The organism is Robertmurraya sp. DFI.2.37 (assembly GCF_029211245.1).
GTDB lineage: Bacteria > Bacillota > Bacilli > Bacillales > Cytobacillaceae > Robertmurraya > Robertmurraya methanolica_A.
In genome coordinates this window covers 19,707-44,503 of the sequence record NZ_JARGEJ010000041.1, presented here as the reverse complement: position 1 = coordinate 44,503, position 24,797 = coordinate 19,707, and the positions used below count along the sequence as shown (strand labels likewise).

Annotated in this window: 20 protein-coding genes; 17 read left to right on the top strand and 3 right to left on the bottom strand. The window is 38.1% G+C overall.

Annotation, left to right across the window (positions count from 1 at the left end; translation table 11 throughout):
- Positions 1-198 precede the first annotated feature (198 nt).
- From PZE06_RS18435 to PZE06_RS18410, 7 genes are all read left to right on the top strand, one after another.
- Positions 199-1,767, top strand: a complete 1,569-nt coding sequence (locus tag PZE06_RS18435; RefSeq protein WP_275791796.1) for a hypothetical protein — start codon at positions 199-201, stop codon at positions 1,765-1,767.
- A 391-nt stretch (positions 1,768-2,158) separates the two neighbouring features.
- Entirely contained in the window at positions 2,159-3,103 is a 945-nt protein-coding gene (locus tag PZE06_RS32125) for a molybdopterin-dependent oxidoreductase (protein ID WP_483314077.1), read from the top strand.
- A complete protein-coding gene (locus PZE06_RS18430) occupies positions 3,036-5,174 on the top strand; it encodes a molybdopterin-dependent oxidoreductase (protein WP_483314076.1) in 2,139 nt (712 codons plus the stop codon). Before PZE06_RS32125 ends, PZE06_RS18430 begins: the two co-directional genes overlap by 68 nt.
- Before the next feature lie 21 nt (positions 5,175-5,195).
- Positions 5,196-6,059, top strand: coding sequence for a formate dehydrogenase accessory protein FdhE (locus PZE06_RS18425; RefSeq protein WP_095311189.1), 864 nt, complete (start codon positions 5,196-5,198; stop codon positions 6,057-6,059).
- Positions 5,981-7,231, top strand: a complete 1,251-nt coding sequence (locus PZE06_RS18420) for an aminotransferase class V-fold PLP-dependent enzyme (RefSeq protein WP_170943610.1) — start codon at positions 5,981-5,983, stop codon at positions 7,229-7,231. The genes PZE06_RS18425 and PZE06_RS18420 overlap by 79 nt, the downstream gene beginning before the upstream one ends.
- 16 nt (positions 7,232-7,247) lie before the next feature.
- Complete coding sequence (locus PZE06_RS18415) at positions 7,248-8,057, top strand: 4Fe-4S dicluster domain-containing protein (RefSeq protein WP_095311185.1); 810 nt, start codon at positions 7,248-7,250, stop codon at positions 8,055-8,057.
- The gene (locus PZE06_RS18410) at positions 8,047-8,721 is read left to right on the top strand and encodes a formate dehydrogenase subunit gamma (RefSeq protein ID WP_275791795.1); all 675 of its coding nucleotides are present in this window, start codon (positions 8,047-8,049) and stop codon (positions 8,719-8,721) included. The genes PZE06_RS18415 and PZE06_RS18410 overlap by 11 nt, the downstream gene beginning before the upstream one ends.
- Positions 8,722-8,930: 209 nt before the next feature.
- On the opposite strand, the gene PZE06_RS18405 is transcribed toward PZE06_RS18410, so the two are convergent.
- The gene (locus PZE06_RS18405) at positions 8,931-10,031 is read right to left on the bottom strand and encodes a metallophosphoesterase (protein WP_275791794.1); all 1,101 of its coding nucleotides are present in this window, start codon (positions 10,029-10,031) and stop codon (positions 8,931-8,933) included.
- 444 nt (positions 10,032-10,475) lie between these two features.
- On the opposite strand from PZE06_RS18405, the gene licT reads away from it, so the two are divergent.
- The 8 genes from licT (at position 10,476) to PZE06_RS18365 (ending at position 20,039) form a co-directional block, all read left to right on the top strand.
- Positions 10,476-11,318: a BglG family transcription antiterminator LicT gene (licT, locus tag PZE06_RS18400; RefSeq protein ID WP_095311179.1), complete on the top strand. Its 843-nt coding sequence runs from the start codon at positions 10,476-10,478 to the stop codon at positions 11,316-11,318.
- 171 nt (positions 11,319-11,489) lie between these two features.
- Positions 11,490-13,346, top strand: coding sequence for a beta-glucoside-specific PTS transporter subunit IIABC (locus PZE06_RS18395; protein WP_095311177.1), 1,857 nt, complete (start codon positions 11,490-11,492; stop codon positions 13,344-13,346).
- Positions 13,347-13,410: 64 nt separating this feature from the next.
- Positions 13,411-14,832, top strand: a complete 1,422-nt coding sequence (locus PZE06_RS18390; protein WP_275791793.1) for a glycoside hydrolase family 1 protein — start codon at positions 13,411-13,413, stop codon at positions 14,830-14,832.
- Positions 14,833-14,888: 56 nt separating this feature from the next.
- Positions 14,889-16,325: a glycoside hydrolase family 1 protein gene (locus PZE06_RS18385; RefSeq protein ID WP_275791792.1), complete on the top strand. Its 1,437-nt coding sequence runs from the start codon at positions 14,889-14,891 to the stop codon at positions 16,323-16,325.
- Between the two features lie 144 nt (positions 16,326-16,469).
- Positions 16,470-17,942: a glycoside hydrolase family 1 protein gene (locus PZE06_RS18380; protein ID WP_095311171.1), complete on the top strand. Its 1,473-nt coding sequence runs from the start codon at positions 16,470-16,472 to the stop codon at positions 17,940-17,942.
- Positions 17,943-17,967: 25 nt separating this feature from the next.
- On the top strand, positions 17,968-18,240 hold the full coding sequence (locus tag PZE06_RS18375; RefSeq protein WP_095311169.1) for a phosphocarrier protein HPr: 273 nt from the start codon (positions 17,968-17,970) through the stop codon (positions 18,238-18,240).
- Positions 18,241-18,627: 387 nt separating this feature from the next.
- Positions 18,628-19,239 (top strand): TetR/AcrR family transcriptional regulator, encoded by a 612-nt coding sequence (locus PZE06_RS18370; RefSeq protein WP_095311166.1) that lies wholly within the window; start codon positions 18,628-18,630, stop codon positions 19,237-19,239.
- Positions 19,239-20,039 (top strand): alpha/beta fold hydrolase, encoded by an 801-nt coding sequence (locus PZE06_RS18365; protein ID WP_095311164.1) that lies wholly within the window; start codon positions 19,239-19,241, stop codon positions 20,037-20,039. Before PZE06_RS18370 ends, PZE06_RS18365 begins: the two co-directional genes overlap by 1 nt.
- A 333-nt stretch (positions 20,040-20,372) precedes the next feature.
- On the opposite strand, the gene PZE06_RS18360 is transcribed toward PZE06_RS18365, so the two are convergent.
- Both PZE06_RS18360 and PZE06_RS18355 read right to left on the bottom strand, forming a co-directional pair.
- Positions 20,373-21,047: an AroM family protein gene (locus PZE06_RS18360; protein ID WP_095311161.1), complete on the bottom strand. Its 675-nt coding sequence runs from the start codon at positions 21,045-21,047 to the stop codon at positions 20,373-20,375.
- Between the two features lie 61 nt (positions 21,048-21,108).
- Positions 21,109-22,668 (bottom strand): ABC transporter substrate-binding protein, encoded by a 1,560-nt coding sequence (locus PZE06_RS18355; RefSeq protein WP_095311211.1) that lies wholly within the window; start codon positions 22,666-22,668, stop codon positions 21,109-21,111.
- A 266-nt stretch (positions 22,669-22,934) separates the two neighbouring features.
- Between PZE06_RS18355 and PZE06_RS18350 the strand changes: the two genes are divergently transcribed.
- Together PZE06_RS18350 and PZE06_RS18345 are read left to right on the top strand one after the other, a co-directional pair.
- The gene (locus tag PZE06_RS18350) at positions 22,935-23,900 is read left to right on the top strand and encodes an ABC transporter permease (protein ID WP_095311159.1); all 966 of its coding nucleotides are present in this window, start codon (positions 22,935-22,937) and stop codon (positions 23,898-23,900) included.
- A 2-nt stretch (positions 23,901-23,902) separates the two neighbouring features.
- A complete protein-coding gene (locus PZE06_RS18345; protein ID WP_095311156.1) occupies positions 23,903-24,796 on the top strand; it encodes an ABC transporter permease in 894 nt (297 codons plus the stop codon).
- The last annotated feature ends 1 nt before the right edge of the window (position 24,797 follow it).

The window sequence follows — 24,797 nt, the reverse complement described above, 5'->3', positions numbered from 1 at the left end:
ATGTCTTGAAGAAAACGAATAAACAAACACAGCAATTACTTAAAAATCAACTATCACAATGGGTTACAGGTTTACCCGGTTATATTAGGGCTTACCTGCCTGATTTGGTCTGCGAAAGTTGAGTAAAGATCTATTAGAATTTTTCTGGTTCATGATTAATGGTTTAATACGAATTAAATAAGAAGGAGGTTATTTGATGTGTTAATTCAAGCGCAAGATCTTGAGCTTGACGAAAATATTTTACATAGTTATTTAAGCATCGCACTGGGCGGCAATTCTTATTTGCATCCTTACATTGACAATTGTTATCGGGAGAGAGAATGGGAGTATTATGAAGCATTTCAAAATAGTGTTTTAAAAAGAAATGCGTTATTCACCATGTATTCAACAAAGAGTGAAGAGAAGATAAGGCAAGTAGCAGCGATTTTAGAATGGAGCATTCAAGTGCAACGATTTGCCCAAATTGAAAAATTGATTAAAAAAGGCTACAAATTTGTCTATCAATATTTTCATTTAAATAAACGAATTGATTTTGAGCATTTCATGAGAAGTTATGCAAAGAGGAAAAAGACAAAAGTAGTTAAGGAAATAGATTTAATTTATCATAATATCGTTCTTTGGTACCTCTGTAAACAATACGGGAAATCATTTAATAAGGAGAACGTTGCCTGGCGGTCTTTTCAGGATGTGTTATTGGCCACCTTCAATGAAGTGGAAATTCAAAAAGTCATGTTTTCCAAAAAAAGTTTGGCTGAGAATAAGAAAGAGATAGAGAGGTTATATAGAGAATACGAGATTTCGCGACATATTCGTTTCGATACGATCGGGACTTTTTTAGACTATCTTATTTCAATTCGATTAAAAAAAATCCAAGAAGCTAACCCAAATATAAGTGTTGAAGAAGCTGAGAAAAAAGTTTTTGAAGTTTCGCCAACTCGGTATATAGGAGCGATTGGAGGGTGGTTAAAGACGCTTCAGATTCACGAAATGGATGCGCTTAATCAAATCCCCTTTTCTAAAATGGAATTAGATACTGTTTTTTTGGAGCTTTTGTATGCGCAAAAATATCATTATATAACAAATGACGATCAAGATTTGTTTTTGATCACATGTCTTTATCAAAAATGTCTTGTTTCTCTTTACCACGAAACAAAGCAAATGTATTTAGAACAATCGAAAAGAGAGTACTATTTGGGATTAAAAGCAAAAGAGGCGCGTATTAAAGAGCAAGAAGCTGAACTTTCGAGGAAAGAAAGGGAATGGAAGTTGAAAAATCAGCAATTGCAGCGAGAGGTTGACGGACTTACAGAGGAACTTCGGCAAAAAAATTATACGATTCGGCAATTAGAGCAGCAAATTGAGAATTTGGAAGATTATTCTGAAGAGGTGTTTGCCCTTAGGACATATGCTTATAAGGTGGAGAGAACAGAAGAAAATGAGGAAGAGAACGTTCCTTCTCTTAATACGATGATTGAATTTATAAAATCAATGAATATTGTCGTAATAGGTGGTTCTCTTAATTGGCAACAAAAATTAAAAGAATGGCTTCCGTCTGTCGAATTGTTTGAAACGGATGAAATTACAAGAGATCTTTCCAGAATAAAAAGAGTAGATGCGGTTTTTATTAATACAGCGGTATTGTCTCATGCATTTTATAAGAAAGTGATGAAAGAGATGGACAAAAAAGGAACACCGCTTTTTTATTTAGGAGGGCATAGTAATATGGAAAAAACATTACTAGAAATCTACAAATGGTTAACGGAGTAAAAGTAAATTTCAATAAATGGTCACATTTACATCAGATTTGTGATTTTATACGGTTGCAACCGTAAAATTATTTTGTACTGATATTTAAACAATTTAATGATTATTTACGAATGAAAACTATTTCGTTTTAAATAATGTTCGTAATTAAACCGAAATAATTTGTCTTAAAGGTGAAATCATTCGTCTTTTGCATAGTCCTAGTAATCAATTCAAGAAACAAGATCATTTCCTTGATATATGTCTGCTGTGACATATGTTATAGAATACTTTTTTATATTCTGCAAAAATGAAAGCGAATTATATATGTCTAAAAAGACATATAAAGTTTTCATAGGGAGGAATGTTTGCTCATGACTTTGCAAAATAATGTTCACGTTGGGGAGGTTAAGGGATGAAGATAAATCGAAGAGAATTCGTAAAGCTTACCGGTGTACTGGGGGTAGGCTTGGCGATAACTGAGCTTGGATTTGATGTAAAGAAAATTAAAGCTTCAACAAAAGAGTTCAAATTGGAAGATTCTAAAGAATTTACATCAGTCTGTACATTTTGTTCAGTTGGTTGCGGAATGATTTGTCATGTGAAAGATGACAAATTAATCAATTTAGAGGGTGACCCTGATCATGTTATTAATGAAGGTTCGCTTTGTAGTAAGGGAGCTTCCATGTCAGTGGTGCCTAACTCTGATCAACGTGTGAAAACTCCATTATATCGCGCTCCTGGAAGTGACAAATGGCAAGAAATTAGCTGGGATGAAGCGATTGACAAAGTGACGAAGAAGATGAAGAAAGTCCGTGATGAAAATTGGATTACGAAGGATAGCGAAGAGGGGATAGAATATCTCGCTAATCGAACTGAAGCGATCAGCTTTGTTGGTGGAGCGCAAAACAATAACGAAGAATGTTATTTGTTAGCAAAAATGGCTCGAGCATTAGGTGTTACCTATATCGAGCATCAAGCCCGATTATGACACAGTCCTACAGTCGGCAGTTTGTCGGCTTCGTTTGGTCGCGGTGCGATGACAAATCATTGGATTGATTTAAAAAATGCTAAAGTTATCTTGATTGAAGGCAGTAATGCCGCTGAAAACCATTCTATGTCTATGAAATGGATTATGAGGGCGAAGGAAAATGGCGCAAAGGTTATTCATGTCGATCCTCGTTATACGAGAACTTCAAAAATAGCAGATATTTATGCACAAATTCGCCCAGGAACGGATATTGCCTTTTTAGGTGCCATCATTAACTATATTTTGGAGAATAAACTATACAATGAGGAAATTTGTAAGAACACATACAAATGCATTGTATTATACGAACGAAGAGTTCTCGTTCGATAATGGCGTATTCTCTGGCTATGATGAGGAAGAAAAAAAATATGCAACAGACTCATGGTCTTATCAGCTTAATGAGGAAGGAACGCCAATTATCGGTACGAGCCTGGATGATCCACAATGTGGATTTACAAAATTAAAGAAGTTTTATAGTCGTTACACTTTTCAAGTAGCTTCAGATATTACCGGCATTCCCGTTGAGACGATCAAATTGATAGCGGATACTTATGTGAATGCTGGACCAGGCACAATTATGTATGCTTTGGGAATGACACAGCATACGGTAGGTGTTCAAAATATTCGTTCGTTTGGCGTACTGCAACTACTTTTAGGAAATGTCGGGAAGCCAGGAACGGGTATTAATGCTTTGCGTGGTGAACCAAATGTTCAAGGTTCAACAGACTTTGCCTTACTTTTTAATTATGCTCCTGGCTATTTTAACTGGCCGAATTCAAATCAGCCTACACTGGATGATTGGACAAAGAAAAATGGAACATTTAGAAGAAGATTTTTTGTAAACCTTCTAAAAGCATGGTTTGGCGAAAATGCAAAACCAGAAAACGATTTTGGCTATGGTTGGCTGCCGAAAAAAGATGCAAATAAGAACTATTCGATTTATAGAATCTTTGAAACAGCGTTAGATAACACGATGAAATTTATGTATATCGTTGGGCAAAATCCGATGGTAACAAGTCCTAACTTGAACCTCGTCCACGAAGGCTTCTGTAAACTCGATATGCTTGTTGTAAATGATTTATTTATGACAGAAACAGCAAGTTTCTGGGAAAAACCAGGTGTTGATCCTTCAGAAATAAAAACGGAGGTTATTTTCCTCCCTGCTGCTTCCTTCCTGGAAAAAGAGGGAACATTAACGAACTCTGGCCGTCTTGTTCAATGGCGATATACGGGAATCAAACCGGTTGGTAAAGCAAAAAGCGATCTCGAAATATTCGATCTAATTTATACAAAAATGAGAGATTTATATAAAAATTCTACCGATCCAAAGGATGAAATATTTAAGAAGTTAACATGGGATTATCCTAAGGAAAATACAAGGATGGCGGATGCTGTATTAAAAGAAATTAATGGCTATGATTTAAAAACAGGCAAATTAGCGACGGGAATTAGCGCCTTAAAGGATGATGGCTCAACAAGCTCAGGTAACTGGTTATACGCAGGTGTATATACAGAAGAAGGAAATCATTCTATGCGTACTGGAAATAGCGATCCAAGTGGATTAGGTGTGTTTCCAGAATTTAAGTGGTGCTGGCCTGGAAATATTAAGATCATTTATAACAGAGCTTCGGCTGACATAAATGGAAAGCCTTTTGACGAAAAGAATAAATACATCTGGTGGGATGCCGCTGAAGGAAAATGGACTGGACATGATATACCGGATGTTGGGAATATCAATGATGGACCTGATCAACCAGGTGGACGAAAGCCGTTCAGAATGACAGGGGAAGGTGTTGGTCGCCTCATTGCCAATACTTATCATGATCCGGACGTTACTTATGAGCCTTTGCCACGTGATGTTTCAAGCGTTCCAGCAGATGGGCCGCTCCCAGAATTTTACGAGCCAGTGGAAAGTCCGACAACAAATATTCTGCATCCTGATGTCGCTATCAACCCTTGCTTAAAATATCCAAGGATAGAAGCGAAACAACCTATCGGGAAGAAAGAAGATTTCCCGTATGTCCTTTGTACCTCAAGTATTGCAGAACATTGGTGTGCAGGTTCAGTGACAAGAAATGTCCCGTGGTTGAATGAATTGGTGAAAGAGACATATATCGAAATGCCGGTGAAGTTAGCTAATAAATTAAGTGTGAAGAATGGTGACCGTGTGGCAGTTAGCTCAGCACGTGGTGAAATTGAGGTAAAAGTGATGGTAACACATCGCATTCAACCGTTGCAGATCAATGGTGAGGAAGTTACGGTGGTTTGGATGCCTTACAATTGGGGTTATAAAGGTTTAAGTACAGCTGCTAGTACAAATTTATTAACGATAGATGCAGGTGATCCAAACACATGGATTCAAGAAACAAAAGCTTGTCTTGTTAATATAAAGAAAGCTTAAAAAAAGCATAGGGGACTCAATATGACTATGACAAAACAACTTACACTTAAAGAAAAATGGTTGCAAGAGCGACCGTTTTTAGAGGAAATTGCCCGTTTTCACGAAGTCATTGAATCGATTCTAGGCCATGTGTCATTTAAGGTGGAGAACATAAAAAATTTAGATGCGGCGAAAGATGAATTTAATAGAGGAATACCCGTTTTAAAGTCTGAACATGTAACTGTCCCAATTTTTGAGCAAGCTTGTCGAGCGTTAAAGGCTTTAACATCATTGGCAGAGTATAAAGAAGTACCTGAACCGTTTCGAGCCAGTTGTTCGAGCTTAGGCAAAGTGATGGAACAGGATGAAGCTTTTATAAGAGCTGTTATTCATTCTTTAATGAATGAAGACTATCAAACTCTCGGTGAAATCATTGATAAACATCAATTGAATGAAGGGATCATTTGGTTTCTCGGCTGGACAGCGCTTTCTTATGTTTTACAACCACATCTATCAGAGCTGCAACAATGGGAAGAGCAGCAATCATGGAATAGGGAATACTGTCCTACTTGTGGGGCACTTCCTAATATGGCTCAATTAAAGCGGAGCAATAAAGGCAGAAAAAGACATTTAGTTTGTGGATGCTGTAGGTCACAATGGCTCTATAAAAGGATGGGGTGTCCTTATTGTAAAAATGAAGATCCGAATTTGCTGCGCATTATGGAAATAAATGAGGAAGAGGATATACGCGTTGATGTATGCAATAGCTGCAATAGTTATATCAAAGTCTATACCAATAAGGGAGAGGAAGAGGCTGCACTTCTTGATTGGATGACTTTACATCTCGATTTATTACTTCAGGAGCGTGGGTATGTAAAAATGGGTACTCACTTAATAAATATATAATGAAAGCTTACTTAGATAATGCAGCCACATCATTTCCAAAACCGCCTCATTCTTTAGAGAGAGTATTTGAAACGATTTCGCGTGGCGTTGGAACACCTGGTCGAGGCATGCATGAAATTTCAGCAAAAGCAAACGATGAGATTGTTGTGATAAGAAAGCAGTTAGCCAAGTTTTTTGGCGTTCTAGAGGATTTTCGCGTCGTATTTACTTATAGTGCAACAGATGCTTTAAACATGGCAATAAAGGGATTTGTTCGAGATGGTGACCATGTCATCATCTCAAGCATGGAGCACAATTCTGTCCTACGTCCGCTACGTGGTCTTGAATCACAAGGGAAAATTGTTCTAGATGTTATTCCTTGTGATAAAAAGGGATATCTCAATACGAAAGCTTTGTATGAAAAAATAAATGAAAAAACCAGATTAGTCGTTGTTAGTCATGCATCAAATGTGACAGGGGCAATTCAACCGATTGAAGAGATTGGGAAAGAAGTACGGAAACGCGGTGCTTTTTTATTAGTGGATGCCGCTCAAACCGCTGGTGTTTTACCTTTGCATCTTGAAAAACAGCATATCGATATGCTTGTTTTTGCAGGGCATAAAGGGCTATTTGCACTGCAGGGAACAGGAGGACTTGTGATTGGCTCTCGTATTGAAGGATTGAAAGCATGGAGAGAAGGAGGAACAGGTTTTGACTCTAAATCTGAATCACAGCCTGTTAATTGGCCGGAAGCTTTTGAGGCTGGAACGCATAATATTCCAGGAATACTGTCCCTTGGAGAAGGGCTTACCTTTATTGAAGATACTGGTATTGAGACCATTGCGGAGACAGAACTTACCCATTTACGTTACCTTTGGGAAAAACTATCGTATAACGAGGAAGTTATCCTCTATGGTCCTTCACCCGATGAAGCGAGAGTAGCCGTACTATCTTTTACAATCAAAGGCTGGGATCCAGAGGATATTGGACATATGCTTAATCAAAATTATGGTATATACGTGAGAACGGGTCTTCATTGTGCCCCGTTAGCTCATAAAACAATCGGCACATACGGTGATGATGGAGAAGGAACGATTCGAGTTAGTCCAGGTTTTTTTACGACTAAATTAGAATTAAAAGAATTTTTAAAGGCGATTAAAAATATAACGTCAACAAAAGTAGGTTGGTATTAAGGAAAGGAGTGAATGTATGGCACAGGAAATAGCAATGCTGCATGATATCTCGAAGTGTACCGCTTGTAGAGCTTGTATGGTTGCTTGTAAACAATGGAAAAACCTCCCATCAGATCCTACACCATTTGTGGGAGAATTCCAATCCCATAGTGATTTAAGCCCGACAACTTATAATTTAATAAAAATGAAAGAAACGTATGAAAATGGACAATTCCGTTGGGATTTCCTTAAGTTTCAGTGTATGCATTGTGGTGACCCAGCATGCGCGAAGGCGTGTCCGGAGGATGCATTAACTAAATTAGATAACGGTGTCGTTTCCTTTGATTATGATAAATGTGTCGGCTGTGGATATTGTGCAACTAACTGCCCATTCGGTGTTCCAAAAATTGATAAAACAACAAATAAGAGCACCAAGTGTGATTTGTGCGAGGATAGAATTGCGAATGGGATGGTGCCGTCTTGTGCACAAACCTGTACTGCAGATGCAATTTTGTATGGGACAAGAGAAGAAATGACAGCGATAGCAGAAAAAAGGCTAGAGGCGCTTAAGAAGGATTACCCAAATGCACAGCTTTATGGCGTCGACCAATCTAATGGTGTTGGCGGGACAACGATGATGTATGTTTTGACTGATCGTCCTTCGACGTTCGGGCTACCTGAAAATCCAAAAGTTCCTACGAGTCTAGCAATTTGGAAAGATGTCGTTCAACCAGCAGGTAAAATGATGTTAGGAGCAACTACAATGGCGGTTGTCGGTTCCATTATCACCCATGCGATGAAAAAAGAAAAAGGAGGAGTAGAAGGAGGAGAGGATCATGAGCAATAGGGGCAATCCGAGAATGGTAAAACGCTTTAATAAAGGTTTTATTATCTCCCATTGGGTAAATGCAGGCTCATTTTTTATACTCTATATTTCTGCCCTACCGATGTATACTGAATTTTTCGACTGGCTTTACCCTATCTTCGGTGGTCCAGCTGGAGCTCGTTTGGTGCACCGTATTGCAGCAGTGACATTTATGCTGCCGCTGCCGATTTTAATTTTCTTTGACCGCCAAGGGTTAAGAAGATGGAGCAAAAATATATTTTCTTGGAAGAAGCATGATTTTCAGTTTTTAACGCAATTTCCTAAAGAATTCTTTGGTTTGAAGGCAAAGACACCGAAGCAAGATTTCTTTAACGCGGGAGAAAAAATAAACTCTTGGTTAATGATTGTGACAGCCATTATGCTAATTGGGTCAGGAATTGTAATGTGGTTCCCGCTATATTTCCCTCATGGTTTTGTGTTGTGGGCATATCCAATCCATAATGTTGGTTTAGGACTTTCAGCCGCTGTGGCTATTGCTCATATTTATATGTCTATAAAACTAGCAAAACCATCATTAAATGGAATTTTTAAAGGTGATGTGACAGAGAAGTATGCAGAGGAACATCATGGCCGTTGGTATGATGAATTGAAGGAAGAAGAAAAAGAAAAACGTAAGCTTGGATAATGAACTGGAAAAGAGAGCTTGTGTCTTGGCACAAGCTCTTAATTATTGGATATGAACAGACTTCTAGATAAAAAATTGAACATTGTTAGGCGCCAATTTTGCTTAAGTTCTTCAGAGAAACAGTCTTTTTTGTAACCATGATCTGCTAGTAAAGAATAGATTGTGCCAATATATGCTGGACGCCATTTGTTCATGCTTGATTTTTTTAGCTACTCAAATTGTACGTGAATATTGACAATTTCAGAACGTGTTCCAATCCGAATTGGAGGCCCCCAAAAGCCAAAGCCGCTCGTAACGATCGAGTGCATTCGTTCCTTTTGCAGATGACCCCAATCATTCTCATACATTGCATTCGTGATAAGGTTACCGGGGAATACTTGTCCACCGTGAGTATGACCGGATACCATTAAATCAATGCCTTCTTGCTCGGCAATATCAAGCTCATATGGCTGATGATCAATTAAAATGGTCGGTCTTGTAAGATCGACCCCATTCATTAGGGCATTTAAAGGAAGCCTGTCGCGATCTGTTTTGTCTTTTCGACCGATAAGCGTCAATTGTTCTTCAATATCCACTGTATCGTCATATAACACATGAATACCACTGCGTTCCAATGCATCGATAAGCTCTTGCATCGTGCCATCATGTTTGTCGTGATTACCGAGTGAAGCGTAGACACCATAAGGTGCTTTGAGTTTCGTTAAGATTTGATCGATCTTCTGATCGAGAAATGGCTGGATATCATCATCAAAAATGTCACCTGGCAGAAGGATTAAATCTGGATGAAGTGCATTCATTTCTTTGACAAACCGCTCTGCGTGAGCTTTTCCGGAGAGCAGACCGAAATGAGTATCAGCTGCCATTGCGATCGTCAGATTATCAAGTGAGGAAGAACCTTTTTCAATTGTAATTTCATAGTTGTTAACAACAGGACTGTATGCGTTGAAGCTCCCATACCCCAAAAAAGATATGAGTAGACCAAGAGTAACGTAACCAGCCCATTTTTGCGTTCTTTTCCTCGGCAAACGGGTGAAACGCAAAAGGATAACCGTAATATGGGCAAGTGGTACTAAAAGTATTAACATATACAAGCAAGCCATCCAATACGCGCCAACAATATTCACAAATGTCAGCCCGGACATGCGGCCGACAATAAATGAACTTGCTGTCAATCCAACGATGATAATATAAAGCACCTTAAAGCGTCGACTTGATGATTCTGGTCGAATCCAGCGATAGCCTACCCTGCCGATATAGTAGACAATCGCGCCATACAACAACATGGCGATGAGTAAAATAAGAATGAACATATGTATTAGCAAACTCCTTTTTGACTATTATCTTTTAATTAGTATAACAGGACAATGGTAGTCAAGTATATTAATAGCTATTCTTCATATTTTCTCTCGGCAAAGTTCTTTTTTTCTAATCAGGAAAGCAAACGTGACCCATTTTTATTGGACGAATTAAGAGCGATCTAAAATATATTTGACAAGAGTTTCATCATATATTAAAATAATGACATAAGTAAGCGCTTCACTTATAATTTAATGATTATCAGGGTGTTACTGAAGAAGGCATAACCTGAATTTGCAAACAAGCAAGGGAACATTTTTTCTTGCATGCAGATTCGGGTTTTTTATTTTATTCTTGATTTGTGGTGGGAACATAAAAATAGGTTATTTTGTCCAAATTAAAAGGGTAAATTTTTTAGAATCAAGTGCAATGTTGAAATGAAAAGGGGGGATGGTGCTGTGATTCTTAAGAGAACACTGAACAATAATGTTGTACTGGCCAAAAACGAAAACCACCAGGAAGTTGTTGTTTTCGGAAATGGGATAGCCTTTAATCGTAAGCCGGGAGATATTATTGATGAGTCGAAGATCAGCAAGGTGTTTACCCTTCAATCCCAGAACCTTTCATTGAAAATGGCAAATCTGCTAAAAGAAGTTCCGGTTGTGTACGCTGAGATTGCCGAAGAAATTATTAAGTATGCAAGGACAAAAATCAAAACGCCAATAGGTGACTATCTTTTCTTGGCTTTGACAGACCATATTTACTATGCTGTTTCACGATATAAGGATGGCCTAGATATCCATAACGTATTGCTATGGGAAGCGAGGAAATTGTACAAGACAGAATTTGAGATTGGCCTGAAAGCACTCGAGATTATCAAGGCTAAAGTCGGTGTCGAATTCAGTGAGGATGAAGCGGGGTTTATCGCCTTTCATTTTGCCAATGCACAAATGGAAGGGGAGGAAGTCAACAGGACGGTGAAAATTACTCAATTCGTTCAAGATATTCTCGGAATTATAAAATACCACTTTGGAATTGAGTTCGATGAGGATTCCTGGAATTATGGAAGACTTGTCACCCATCTTAAATTTTTTGCACAACGAATACTTTCCGGTGATACCGGACATCAGGATGATGACTATTTATACGAGCAAGTTCAGCATAAGTATAAAAAAGCTTTTGAATGTATCAAGAAGATTGAAAAATATGTGGCAAATGGTTATGGGGTTTCTCTTTCAAAAGCAGAAATGGTCTATCTAGTCCTTCATATAAACCGTGTAACGAGCCGAAACGAAGGATAACGATACAAACAACTTAATTATTCAGGGTGTTACTGTAAAAGGCATTACCTGAAATGAAACAGAGAAGGAAACAGCAGCGATCAACAACGGTCGCAAGCTGTGGACTCTGTATTCATTTCAGGTTTTTTTATTGAAAAACTAAGAAAGATGACAGATAGGAGGAAAACTACAATGGCAGATTATAAAAATCTGGCTAAGTCAATTATCGATGGTGTAGGTGGAGAAGAAAATGTACAAAGCTTATATCACTGTATGACACGCCTACGTTTTAAACTTAAAGACGCAAGCAAGTTCAATAAAAAGGAATTGCAAAATACCGATGGTGTTATCACGGTTGTCGAAAGCAACGGTCAATTTCAGGTTGTAATCGGCAATCATGTTGCGGATGTTTTTGAAACGATTAAGAGCATGTACAAAATTGAAGTAGCATCTTCAGAGAAAGCAACAGATGAAAAGAAAGGCAATCCAATTGCCCGCATGTTTAATATCATGTCAAGTATCTTTACCCCGATAGTCCCATTACTGGCAGGTTCAGGTATGCTGAAAGCTCTGCTGGTAATCATGACAACCTATTTCGGGATGTCTGAAGAAGGCAGTACGTATTTGATATTAAGTGCAGCTTCTAACGCAGTATTTTACTTTTTCCCACTTGTGCTCGCTTTTTCAGCAGCGAAGGCATTTGGCACAAACCAATTTGTGTCATTTGCGATTATGGCGGCTCTACTTGAACCAAAGTTTACGGGTCTAATGAGTGAAGTTGGTGATGTCGTTGAATTTGCGAAACTTCCTATCGTTCTAATGGGTTATAGCGGAACCGTCATCCCTGCTATTTTAGCGATTTGGGCATTTTCATATTTAGAGCGTTTCTTGAATCGTTACATTCCTAATTTAATCAAAATGTTTGCGGTCCCAATGTTATCACTTCTAATTATGGTCCCACTCACAGCCGGTGTGATCGGTCCTGTAGGTGTATTCCTTGGGAACTGGATTGGTGATGCGATCTCTTACTTGAGTGGCACTAGTGGTATGGTGACAGGTGCTGTCATAGGAGCCGGCTGGACATTCCTTGTTATGTTTGGTATTCACTGGGGGATTGTACCAGCAATGCTTAACAACCTTAGTACAACCGGTTTTGATACGATTCGCCCACCGGTTGCGAATGCAACGTTTGCCCAAGCTGGTGTTGCATTTGGTGTATTCTTGAAAGCAAAAGATAAAAAGCTAAAATCAACAGCGATATCAGTGTTAATGCCTGCTATTCTTGCTGGTATCACCGAGCCGATTGTGTATGGTTTATCGGTTAAATACAAGCGTCCTATGATCGCGGCAGTAATTGGGGGAATGCTTGGTGGAGGTTTTGCAGGGGCAATGAATACAACGGTAATGGCATATGTTTTCCCTGCGTTAACTACTCTCCCTGCATTTATGACAGGAACGTTTGTGTATTACATTATTAGTATTACGATCGCATTTACTGTAACTGCTGCATTAACTTATATTTTAGGTTTTGATGAAGAAGGGACAGAAGAGCCTTCACCAAAAGAAGAACCGAAAAAAACGAAGCCCGTTGAGCGCTCAACAATTCTTTCTCCAATGACTGGACAAATTGTTCCACTTAACCAAGTAAATGATCCTGTCTTCTCTACTGAAGCGATGGGCAAAGGCATTGCTATCTTGCCAGAGGATGGAAAAGTTTTCTCTCCAGTTTCAGGGAAAGTAACAACCCTGTTTCACACAGGACATGCAATAGGTCTAACTTCAGATCTTAATACTGAAATCTTAATTCATATCGGCCTTGATACTGTCAAACTAGAGGGAGAATTCTTTAAAACACATGTCAACCAAGATGATGATGTTGAGCAAGGTCAACTTTTGATTGAATTTGATCTAGAGAAAATCAAGGAAGCTGGCTATGATGTGACCACTCCTGTTATTATTACGAATTCAAATGATTATACAGATGTCATAGAAACCGAGCAACAATCGGTTAAGAAGCAAGATGTATTGTTGACCGCAGTTGTTTTGTAAGCAATGAGGACCGCTGTGTAAATTCAGCGCAGCGGTTCTTAGTGAAAACTAAGGAGGTTTTAGTATGAAGGAATTTCCAAAAGATTTTTTATGGGGCGGAGCCATTGCCGCGAATCAGGCGGAAGGCGCATGGAATGAAGATGGTAAAGGACCGGCTATATCGGATGTGTATCGAAACGGGATAGTAGGCGGGCATTTTGATGGAGAAGTGCATGAAGAACACTTTTATGCCAGTCATGAAGCGATTGACTTTTATCACCGTTACAAAGAGGATATTGCATTACTTGCAGAAAGCGGGATTAAGTGCTTTAGAACTTCGATTGCGTGGTCAAGAATATTCCCCAATGGTGATGAAGAAGAGCCCAATGAAAAAGGGTTGCAATTTTACGACGATCTATTTAATGAGATTCTGAAATATGGGATTGAACCAGTGATCACTATTTCGCATTTTGAAATCCCTTTGAATTTAATACTCAAATATGATGGTTGGAAGAATCGGCAACTAATCGGTTTTTATGAAAGGTATGCAAGAACGATCATTACCAGATACAAGGATAAAGTTAAATATTGGATGAACTTCAATGAAATAAATCATTTTCATACCATTCCACTTGCAGCAGGGGGAATTTTGATAAAGGATGAAGAACAGAAATTGCAAGATATTTACCAGGCATCACATCATGTATTTGTCGCAAGTGCTCTTGCTAAGAAACTCTGCCATGAAATCTCACCAGATGCCAAAATGGGCTGCATGCTTTCTTTAAGTCCGATATATCCTCACACATGTAATCCGGATGATATTTTCGACTCTTATGAATTGAGAAGGAGATCGCTATTTTATTCAGATGTGATGATTCGAGGTTATTACCCAAGCTATGCGAAGCGGATTTGGAAGGAGCATGGAATCTCAGTAGTGATGGAGAACGGAGATCTGGAACTAATTAAGGAAAACACGGTGGATTATCTTGGCTTCAGTTATTACAGAAGTTCCACCCATAAAGCTGGGATGCCAATCCTAGGAAACACTGGCGGCATTATCGGTCTTGAAAACCCATATTTGGAAAAAACGGAATGGGGATGGCCCATTGATCCAAAAGGCTTAAGGTACGTATGTAATGAACTATATGATCGCTACCAAATACCACTATTCATCGTTGAAAATGGTTATGGTGGACGTGATGAAATTGACGAGAATGGCGAGATTCATGATGACGCAAGAATTGACTATATCCGTAAACACTTAATTCAATTGCAGGAAGCGATCGAGGATGGGTGTGAAGTTATCGGTTATACATGGTGGGGACCAATAGACATTGTCAGTGCTGGAACAGGAGAAATGGAGAAACGCTACGGTTATATTTACGTCGATAAAGATAATGATGGAAATGGGACACTGGAACGTAGAAAAAAGAAGAGCTTCGGATGGTACAAGAATGTGATTGAAACAGATGGCAGAGCGTTGTATGAGAGGAACGTAAAAAAATAACCTCATTTTTTGCCACACAAGAACCGAAAATCAAGATTATTGAAGGAGGGTTTATCTTGGAACATAAAAATAAGGCTGATTTTCCACCTCATTTTTTATGGGGAGCGGCTTCTGCTGCTTATCAAGTTGAAGGTGCATGGAATGTAGATGGTAAAGGTCCATCTGTTTGGGATATTTTTGTTCGAGAGGAAGGGAGAACGTATAAAGGCTCTAATGGAGATGTGGCTGTTGATCATTATCACCGTTTTAAAGAAGATGTAAAGCTGATGGCTGAACAGGGTCTTAAAGCTTACAGGTTCTCGGTCGCATGGAGCCGTATTATTCCTGACGGTAATGGAGAGGTCAATGAACAGGGTTTGCAGTTTTATGATGATTTAATTAACGAGCTTCTGAAATATGAAATTGAGCCCATTCTAACTCTGTATCATTGGGATCTGCCACAAGCACTTCTTGAAGAGTATGGTGGCTGGGAATCAAGAAAGATTATTGAGGATTTCAATCGATATGCGGTCATTCTCTACAAGCGCTACGGTGACCGAGTGAAATACTGGGTATCGCTTAATGAGCAAAATTATTTTGTAGGTTATAGTTATGACTCGGGGCTCCATCCACCTGGGATTCGTGATAAAAAGAGAATGTATGAAGCAAACCATATTGCAAACTTAGCCAACGCTACCGTCATTCATTCGTTTAGAAAATATGTTCCAGATGGCAAAATTGGACCAAGTTTTGCGTATAGACCGTACTATCCAATCAATTCAAACCCGGAAAATATTATGGCGTTTGAAAACGCAGAGGATCTCCTTAATTATTTTTGGATGGATGTTTACGCTTGGGGAACATATCCGACTGCCGCTTGGAAATACCTAGAGGAGAATGGCCTTACTCCGACAGTTGAAGAAGGAGATTTCGAATTATTGAGTTCGGCAAAGCCTGATTTTATGGGTGTAAACTACTACCGTACGACTGCTGTCGAGAAGAATCCATTGGTAGGCGGAGTCGGTGCGGGCGTGAAAAATACAACCGGCAAAAAGGGCTCTACGAAGCATTCTGGAGTACCTGGTATGTACAAAACGACTGACAATCCTTTCGTTGAAACCACGAATTGGGATTGGGAGATTGATCCAATGGGAATTCGTATTGCTCTTAGACGTATCGAAGCACGCTATCATCTTCCAGTATTAATTACAGAAAATGGACTTGGTGAATTTGATACGGTTGAAGAAGGTGATGTCATCAATGATGATTACCGCATTAAATTTTTGGAATCCCACGTATCGGCCATTCAGGATGCAATATCGGACGGAGTGAATGTAATAGGGTATTGTGCTTGGTCGTTCACCGATCTGTTAAGCTGGTTGAATGGTTATCAAAAACGCTACGGCTTTGTTTATGTCAATCGCAATGAAGTGGATGAAAAAGATTTGCGCCGAATTAAAAAGAAAAGTTTCTACTGGTACCAAGATGTGATTAAAAGGAATGGCTTGACGTAAAGGAAGAGTGCCTGTTTGTAACGGAGTCAATTCGTCAGGAATTAAAAACGAACGTTAATAAGTAAATTCGTTTAAATGAATGAACAGTTGTAGATGATGAAATCGATTCAAATGTGAGAAATAAAAAAGTGGAGGTTTATGAAGATGTTTCACTTGAGAACCAAATTCCCAGATAACTTTCTATGGGGAGGAGCCACTTCTGCAATGCAAGTAGAGGGAGCGAGTGATGTTGGTGGTAAGGGCTTATCTGTCTCTGATGTTTATATTTTTGATGAGAGCATGCCGAAAGAAAATTGGACGGATCAATGGCATATGATGACCCACCGACAAGTTGAAGAAGCTCAAGATCCTTCCAGTGATAAATATTATCCGAAGCGACATGGAGTAGACTTTTATCATCACTATAAAGAAGATATCGCTTTATTTGCTGAAATGGGATTTAAAGTATACCGAATGTCGATTGCATGGACAAGGATTTTTCCAAATGGAGACGAGCTGGAACCGAATGAAGCGGGGTTGGCTTTTTATGATCGCGTTTTTGATGAACTAGAGAAATATGGCATTGAACCGCTCGTTTCTTTATCACATTATGAAATGCCCCTATATTTAGCCACTGAGTACGGCGGTTGGGTAAACCGTAAAGTAATCGACTTCTATGTCCGTTTTGCAACGACTGTTTTTAATCGATACAAAGGTAAAGTAAAATATTGGATTCCTTTTAATGAAATAAATTGCGTGAAACATCATCCTTTTGTCAGTATCGGTGTTGTTGAGGAAAATCACCCTCATATTGAACAAGCAAAGTTTCAAGGGGCGCATCATCAATTTGTTGCCAGTGCTTTGGCAACTAAAGCTTGTAAAGAAATTAACCCTGTTGCAAAAGTTGGGTGTATGATTAGTTATCAACTCCTTGTTCCATATAGCTGTGATCCAGATGATATTCAAAAAACAATAGAGAAGCAGCGTGAATCCCTATTTTTTACAGATGTTCTGGCACGAGGTTATTATCCAGCATATACAGCAAGGATGTTTGCTGAAAAGAGTGTTAAACTCGAAACAGAGCCAGAAGATGAACAAATGATTAAAGAGTTTCCGGTTGATTTTATTTCCTTTAGTTATTATATGTCTAGTGCAGTAAGCGCCCATCCTGAAAATCTAGAAGGAGCAGTGGGGAATTTAATAACGGGAGGAATTAAAAATCCATACTTGCCAACTAGTGATTGGGGATGGCAGATTGATCCTAAAGGATTGCGAACCGCATTAAACCAACTATACGATCGTTACCAAAAGCCATTATTTATTGCCGAAAATGGATTGGGCGCAGCAGATGTTGTTGAAGAAGGCGATGTAATTATTGATGATTATCGCATTTCCTACTTAAGGGATCACATCAAGCAAATAAAAGAAGCCATCATAGATGGAGTCGATGTATTTGGCTATACGAGCTGGGGTTGTATTGATATGATAAGTGCTTCAACTAGCCAAATGTCGAAACGATATGGATACATTTATGTAGATCAAGATGATCTGGGCAGAGGAACGAAACGCCGTATTAAAAAGAAATCTTTTGAGTGGTATAAAAACGTAATAGCAAGTAATGGAGAGCAATTAGATTAAAGGTTTATAGGAGGATGAGTAAACATTGATAGAAAAAAATTATACGATCGTTGATGATGCAGGTATTCATGCGAGACCGGCGACATTATTAGTGAATAGTACTTCACCGTTTAAGTCGGAAGTAACTCTTGAATATAACGGTAAACAGGTGAATATGAAGTCCATTATGGGTGTTATGTCGCTCGGAATCCCAAAAGGGGCGAATGTCAAAGTAATGGCAAAAGGTGAAGATGAAAAAGAGGCAATGGCACGTATTGACGAAGTCATTACTAAGGAAGGCCTTGCCGCTGGAAAATAAGAACTAGCTAGATAGAAATGCGAATGCTGATTTTAAGGACCCGTTACTTGAAAGGAATTTTATCAAGTAACCGGTCTTTTCTTTTTTTATGACACGGTGTTTCCTGTCAATTTATTTTTCCTTTTATTTCAAACAAAAGTACTTTCGTAACGGAATTTTGACGTGAAAAGAGATTTGTCCCCTTCACAAAATCGGTCAATCCGTGTATCTTTTTTATAATTACGTTATGTTAAGCAATGTTGTGGCCGATTTTTGCCTCATTTTGTGTGAAGCCTTGTTTTCACACACCATGCAAAAAGTTCCTCTGATTCTATGATAAGAGAAAATTAGCACCGACATTAAACAAAGCCTATAATTATAAACCGATTCGGTCAAAAGAGGTTGGAAATGAATAAACGTTTTTTAACATTACCTGAATTAAAGCAACAGAAAATACTTAACGCAGGTTTTAAAGTATTTTCAAGTCATACTTACAAAAAAGCATCCATGCAACTGATTGCAGATGATGCTGGAATATCTAAATCTTTATTGTTCCACTATTTTCGTAACAAGCAAACATTATATGAATTTTTGTTTCAATCAGCTATGGAAATAATTCAAGGGGAAAAAAGAATCAAAATAGATAGAGGACAAGATTTTTTTGAACTAATAGAAAATGAAGTTAATCAACGTGTAAAATTAGTTGAGACGTTCCCGTTTCAATACAAATTTATTATGAGGGTATACGATGAAAATAATTTAATTAATAATGAAGAAATCAATCGGATTATATTGGAAGATATAAGTAGAAGAAAAACCGAAGTATTAAATCTTGTTGATAAATCTAAATTTAAATTTGAAGAGGACTTAGGGATACTCTATGATATCCTCCTAGATTTATCAAATGGATTTTATGTTAGAGTCTTTGATCAGGGTGAAACGAAGAAAGAAGTGGTATTAGAGGAGTTTCGTTTGTATTTAACAAGTTTAAAACGAAATTATTATCTGGAGGGCTGTTAATGAGGGAAAGAAGAATACAATCATCAAGGGGAGTCGTCTATTATTGGAAGAACGAAATGGTGGCATCAAATAAATTTGCGATTGTATTCTGTCACGGATTAACCGCCGATCATACCCTTTTTGATAAGCAAGTCGATCATCTTAAACCTGAATATCCGTTAATTACTTGGGATTATCCTTTACATGGAAAGTCGAGACCGTATGCAAATTTCAGCTTCAAGAACGTAAACGAAGAGTTATTAGCTATCCTTGAACAGGAGAGGATTGAAAAAATAGTTCTGGTAGGGCAGTCGGCAGGGGGGTATATCGCTCAGTCCTTTATTCAAGAGCATGGAGAGAGAGTGATCGGGTTTTTAGGAATCGGTACAACCCCTTTTGGTAAACATTACTATAAGAGTTCAGAACTTTTTTTTCTAAAACATTATTCGACCATTGCACGTTTATATCCCTATCGTTACTACTGTAAAGCTGTTGCGAAAAGTATTACTGTATCTGATGAAGCGAGAGAAAGTATGTACCGGTCATTAGTAAAATTGGGTAAGGAAGGCATGCTAAATGCTAGTAGTGCAGTATATGGAGAGTTTCTTAAGATAGAAGACGAAGTAAAATTTAATTGTCCTGTTTTGATTACTTATGGAGAATATGATCATACAGGGTATGTTCAAGAATACTGCAATCGATGGACTGAAAAAACAGGATATCCGTTGAAAATAATTTCGAATGCCTCTCATAATGCAAATTATGACAACTATGAGGAGTTTAATCACTTACTTATTCAGTTTGTCCAGTCCATTGAATGAACTTCACAACTGCAAATTAAATAGACGAGCAGCTATTTGATGTCCGCTTTAAAAAATTATTCAGCTTGAAATGTGTAAATAATGAAAAAGTGGAGAGGCAGAAAGCTTATAGGCCGTATAGAAAAAGGGTTTTAAGGATAGTTCCATTTCAAATGCTTAAGCAATCACAAGTCTCTTATTCAATCATGATCGTCTGCACAGGAAAATGGCGATTGAAAATTATTAGGTAAAAAAATAAAACTGCACTCTATATGTTAGGCTAACATTTGGAATGCAGTTTATGAATATCGGTATATTTAAATTGTCATTCTCATGATTTCACATAGCTTATTGTTAAAACAATTCTCCGGCATTCTTAAATACGATATTTCGTGATAATAGTACATTTTTAGTTGTATGCTCTCTAACTATTCCTTTCATTTTTTGTGTATAACCGATACAATCAAGTACAATCGTCTGGATGGAAGATTGTTCGAGATATTTAGTTGCGCGAATAAGTGATTGTTCGTCGAATTGGTAGGGAGAGCTGGCGACTGTTATTGTTTTGAAACCTGCAGTATGCCATTTTTTCTGAATAGAGTCCGCTTGTTCAGGCAAAGGAATGATGACACCTATTTGCTCTTTCTTTCTAAAAATACCTTGAGCTACATAGTTTAATAAATAATCTGGATAGATGATTGGGATTTTCGAGTCAAAAGGGGGAAATTCTCCTGTGCATGCAACAATAATTAATTGGATTTGATTTTGATTAAAATCATCAATGATTTGTTGAATAATCGGAATTACTTTTTCCTTTGCCATTGTGGCGGATGTTCCATCTTTAAGTCTTGAAATAAGTGTTGTTTGGCCGGATTCCGGTTTTATTTTTTGCAATTTTTCCTGATCAAAATCATCGAGAACCCCACGTTGGATAAAATCAACATTTGTTGGAAAGAATCTTTCTATCTCAGGTAATAGATCAGTTCTTGGAGCTTGCCCCATGGTAATCACACCAATTTGTTTTTTCACATTTATTCCTCTCCTTTAATTAAAGAGAAGTAGGAGTTACCCCTACTTCTCTTTCTTGTCATTATTCTTCTATCGAAATGTTGACACCGTTAGGACTAACAACAGAAATCGTTCCGTCTGGAGAAAGGTTGAATCCCTTTACCTTTGGATTGATGCCTGTTGCAATATCTAAGTAATCGAATTCAATTGTAGCGTAGTCATTTAAGATTTCTGTAACTGCCTCTTGATATAACTTAGCTCGCTCTTCTTGATCAACTGTCTCAGATACTGCTCTGTCTAATAATTCATCAACTTTTTCATTGGTGTAAGCTTTTCCATTTCCATTGCTCCCTACTTGGTCTGAGTGAAAGCGTGGGTTTAGGAAGAAATAAGGATCAGGATACCAAGACCATCCACCGATGTTCATTGGCGCGTTATTTTTAGAGATTGTTTCTGTTAATGTTCCCCATTCAGAGACTTTGATATTAACATCAATATTTAAATTTTTCTTCATTTGATTTTGGAATATGGTCGCATAGTTTTGACGTGTTTCTAGTACATATAGATCAATTTCAAATCCACCAGCATATTCAGTTTCATCTAAGATTTTTTTGGCTTCTTCTGGGTTATACTCTGGACGCAATGATTCGAAAGATTGATCATATCCCCAAGAGCTCTTTGGGAGTGGACCATATGCCGGAGTCCCGCCGCCCCATTGGTGAACACCTTGAACAATTTCGTCGATATTTGTAGCTTTTGAAATAGCTTCCCTAACTTTCGGATTTGCAGTAGGACCTTGTTTGTAGTTCATGTCAAGATATGTTATAGAAAGACCTGGAGTTGAAAGCAGTTCAAGGTTTTCATCACGTTCAATGACTTCACGATTTTGTCCCTTAATATCTGTCGCAATATCTATATCACCGGAACGTAAAGCATTCGTCATCATGGACTGGTCAGAAATAAATTTATAGGTTACCCCATCCAAATTAGGTTCTTCACCCCAATAATTTTCATGCTTTACTAAATCCACTTGTTGATCTGTTTTCCACTCTTTAAGCATAAACGGCCCCGTTCCGACTAAGTGCGCACCAAATTGATCACCCCAACCGTCAACCTCTTCTTTTGGTATGATGATATTTCCTTGGTCAGTCAGCATAGCTAGTAAAGCTGAATTAGGAGCTACTAAGTGGATTACGACTTCAAACTCGCCCACAACTTCGACACCTGCGACACCAGATAGACGGTTTTGTGCTGATTTATTAGCGGAGCGTTCTAAGCTATATTTCACATCTTCTGCTGTCATTAGTCTTCCATCTTGATATTCACCTGGTTGGAAGTGTACATCATCTCTCAATTTAAATGTGTAGGACATCATATCGTCAGCTGCTTCCCATTCAGTTGCTAATGATGGTACGAAGCTCTGTAAATCTTTGTCATAGACAATTAATGTGTCCGCAATTGAACGCATGATTTGAGATTCATATACGCCAGTATATAGGGTCGGATCTAAAGTGGCTGCATTAGATGATAGGCCGATATTCAGAACACCGCCACCATTACTTGAACTTTCACTTTCAGTACCTTCATTTTTCGTTGAATTTCCTCCAGAAGAACATGCTGCTAATACCATCGTAATGATCATAGACAATAGTGCTAATCTCCAAATTTTCTTTTTCACTAGTTTTCCCCCTTTTTAATTGATTCACATAGTGACACAAAAGTTCAGATAATGAATATATAAATAATTTACACAAAATTTTTAATAATGTAAATATAAATTGGCTGTTATAGTCGAAAAATTTTTAATTTTACTTAATTACTATTTACGAACAAAAAAAAGGATGATAACATTCTATTAATTCACATAATAAAACAATAGTTCAGATAATGAATCAAGGAGGGGATATTTTGAAAGGTTTTCTCTATAAAAGAATGCTGCAATTAATACCGACTTTATTAATCGTAGCGATTATCGTTTTTTTTATTACTAGGATGTTACCAGGTGATCCAGCTGCCGTTATGCTTGGACCACAGGCAAGTGCGCAAGATATTGCGGAGTACTCTGAAAAACTTGGATTAAATGAGCCACTTCACAAACAGTTTTTTGATTATTTAATAAGTTTGGCCACATTTGATTTTGGAAATTCACTTACGTATAATCGGCCAATTATGGATTTAATTATTGAACGTTTTCCTAACACTATTATTCTAGCAGTCAGTGCTTTATTGATAGCAGTAATGATCGGTGTGCCAGCGGGGATTATTGCAGCAAGAAAACAAAATACCATTATCGATTACTCTGTTACAACTCTCTCTTTAATTGGTGTTTCGATGCCGATATTTTGGTTAGGTGTCATGTTAGTTCTCTATTTTAGTGTTAATTTAGGATGGTTTCCCGCAACAGGAATGGGATCGCTTGAGGAAGGATTCGGGAACTTCATCCGCCATTTAATTTTGCCTAGTGTGGCGTTGGCGACTATCCCTACTGCTGAGTTCGCGAGAATTATTCGCTCAAGTATGCTGGAAACCATTTCACAAGATTATATAAAAACAGCACGTTCAAAAGGTTTAAAAGAATTCAAAGTGATTAATAAACATGCTTTTAAAAATGCGTTAACCCCTTTGTTAACAGTTATCGGATTGCAATTCTCTGGCTTATTAGGCGGGGCAGTATTAACCGAAACTATTTTTAGTTGGCCTGGAATGGGGTTATTGATCGTAGATGCGATAGAAAAGCGAGATTTTGTCGTCGTTCAAAGCACGGTTATTTTCATCGCTGTAATATACGTAGTGATTAACTTAATCGTTGATATCCTCTATAAAGTTGTGAATCCAAAAGTTAATCTTGACTCCAATAGTGGAGGTGGAAAGTAAGAATGAACACTGTTCAAGAAATCGAAGAAGCAAGAGACCTTCAATATAGAAAATCAAAAAAAGAACAATCCTTCATTCGTAAATTGTTGCGGAATCGATTTGCTGCACTTGGCTTATTTGTCATTTTACTGCTAACAGCAACAGCAATTTTTGCCCCCTATTTCGCAACTCATGATCCGTATGAGATGGATGTGACTAAAACGCTATTAGGACCTGGGGAAGAGGGGCATATTTTAGGTACAGACAGCTATGGACGTGATATTTATAGCCGGATTGTGTATGGTGCTCGAATTTCGCTATTAGTTGGGGTTGCCGCTGTATTATTTGGTGCTGTCCTTGGCTCATTACTAGGGTTAGTTTCGGGTTATTTCGGAGGAAGAACAGACGCAATTATTATGCGAATTATTGATGGTATGATGGCTTTTCCGTTCATCTTATTAGCGATTGTCTTGATGACTGTTTTAGGACAAGGGTTAGTGAATGTCATCATTGCGATCGGAATATCGAATATTCCTGGTTTTGCTAGAGTTGTTAGAGGTCAAGTCTTAACTGTTAAGGAATCTGAATTTATAGAAGTTACTCGTTCTTTAGGAGCTAAGCATGGAAGAATTTTATTTAAACATGTTGTTCCCAATAGTGTTGCTCCTTTAATCGTTTATGCAACGATGAGCGTTGCGGGAGCGATCATATCAGAGGCATCACTAAGTTTCTTAGGATTGGGAGTACAACCACCAACAGCATCCTGGGGTAGCATGCTTCAAGAAGGTAAAAACTTTCTCGTGCTAAGTCCAGAACTAGCAACTTTTTCTGGGTTAGTTATTTTAATTACAGTACTAGGTATTAATCTATTTGGGGATGGATTGAGGGACGCTCTTGATCCAAAAATGAAGTTATAGG

Excerpts from the sequence above, each read along its gene's own strand:
- PZE06_RS18365 (WP_095311164.1), top strand. The coding sequence starts at position 19,239 with ATGAGGGAAAGAAGAATACAATCATCAAGGGGAGTCGTCTATTATTGG.
- PZE06_RS18430 (WP_483314076.1), top strand. The coding sequence starts at position 3,036 with ATGAGGAAATTTGTAAGAACACATACAAATGCATTGTATTATACGAAC.
- PZE06_RS18390 (WP_275791793.1), top strand. The coding sequence starts at position 13,411 with ATGAAGGAATTTCCAAAAGATTTTTTATGGGGCGGAGCCATTGCCGCG.
- PZE06_RS18380 (WP_095311171.1), top strand. The coding sequence starts at position 16,470 with ATGTTTCACTTGAGAACCAAATTCCCAGATAACTTTCTATGGGGAGGA.
- PZE06_RS18425 (WP_095311189.1), top strand. The coding sequence starts at position 5,196 with ATGACTATGACAAAACAACTTACACTTAAAGAAAAATGGTTGCAAGAG.
- PZE06_RS18405 (WP_275791794.1), bottom strand. The coding sequence starts at position 10,031 with ATGTTCATTCTTATTTTACTCATCGCCATGTTGTTGTATGGCGCGATT.
- PZE06_RS18370 (WP_095311166.1), top strand. The coding sequence starts at position 18,628 with ATGAATAAACGTTTTTTAACATTACCTGAATTAAAGCAACAGAAAATA.
- PZE06_RS18415 (WP_095311185.1), top strand. The coding sequence starts at position 7,248 with ATGGCACAGGAAATAGCAATGCTGCATGATATCTCGAAGTGTACCGCT.
- PZE06_RS18345 (WP_095311156.1), top strand. The coding sequence starts at position 23,903 with ATGAACACTGTTCAAGAAATCGAAGAAGCAAGAGACCTTCAATATAGA.
- PZE06_RS18355 (WP_095311211.1), bottom strand. The coding sequence starts at position 22,668 with ATGATCATTACGATGGTATTAGCAGCATGTTCTTCTGGAGGAAATTCA.
- PZE06_RS18410 (WP_275791795.1), top strand. The coding sequence starts at position 8,047 with ATGAGCAATAGGGGCAATCCGAGAATGGTAAAACGCTTTAATAAAGGT.
- PZE06_RS18395 (WP_095311177.1), top strand. The coding sequence starts at position 11,490 with ATGGCAGATTATAAAAATCTGGCTAAGTCAATTATCGATGGTGTAGGT.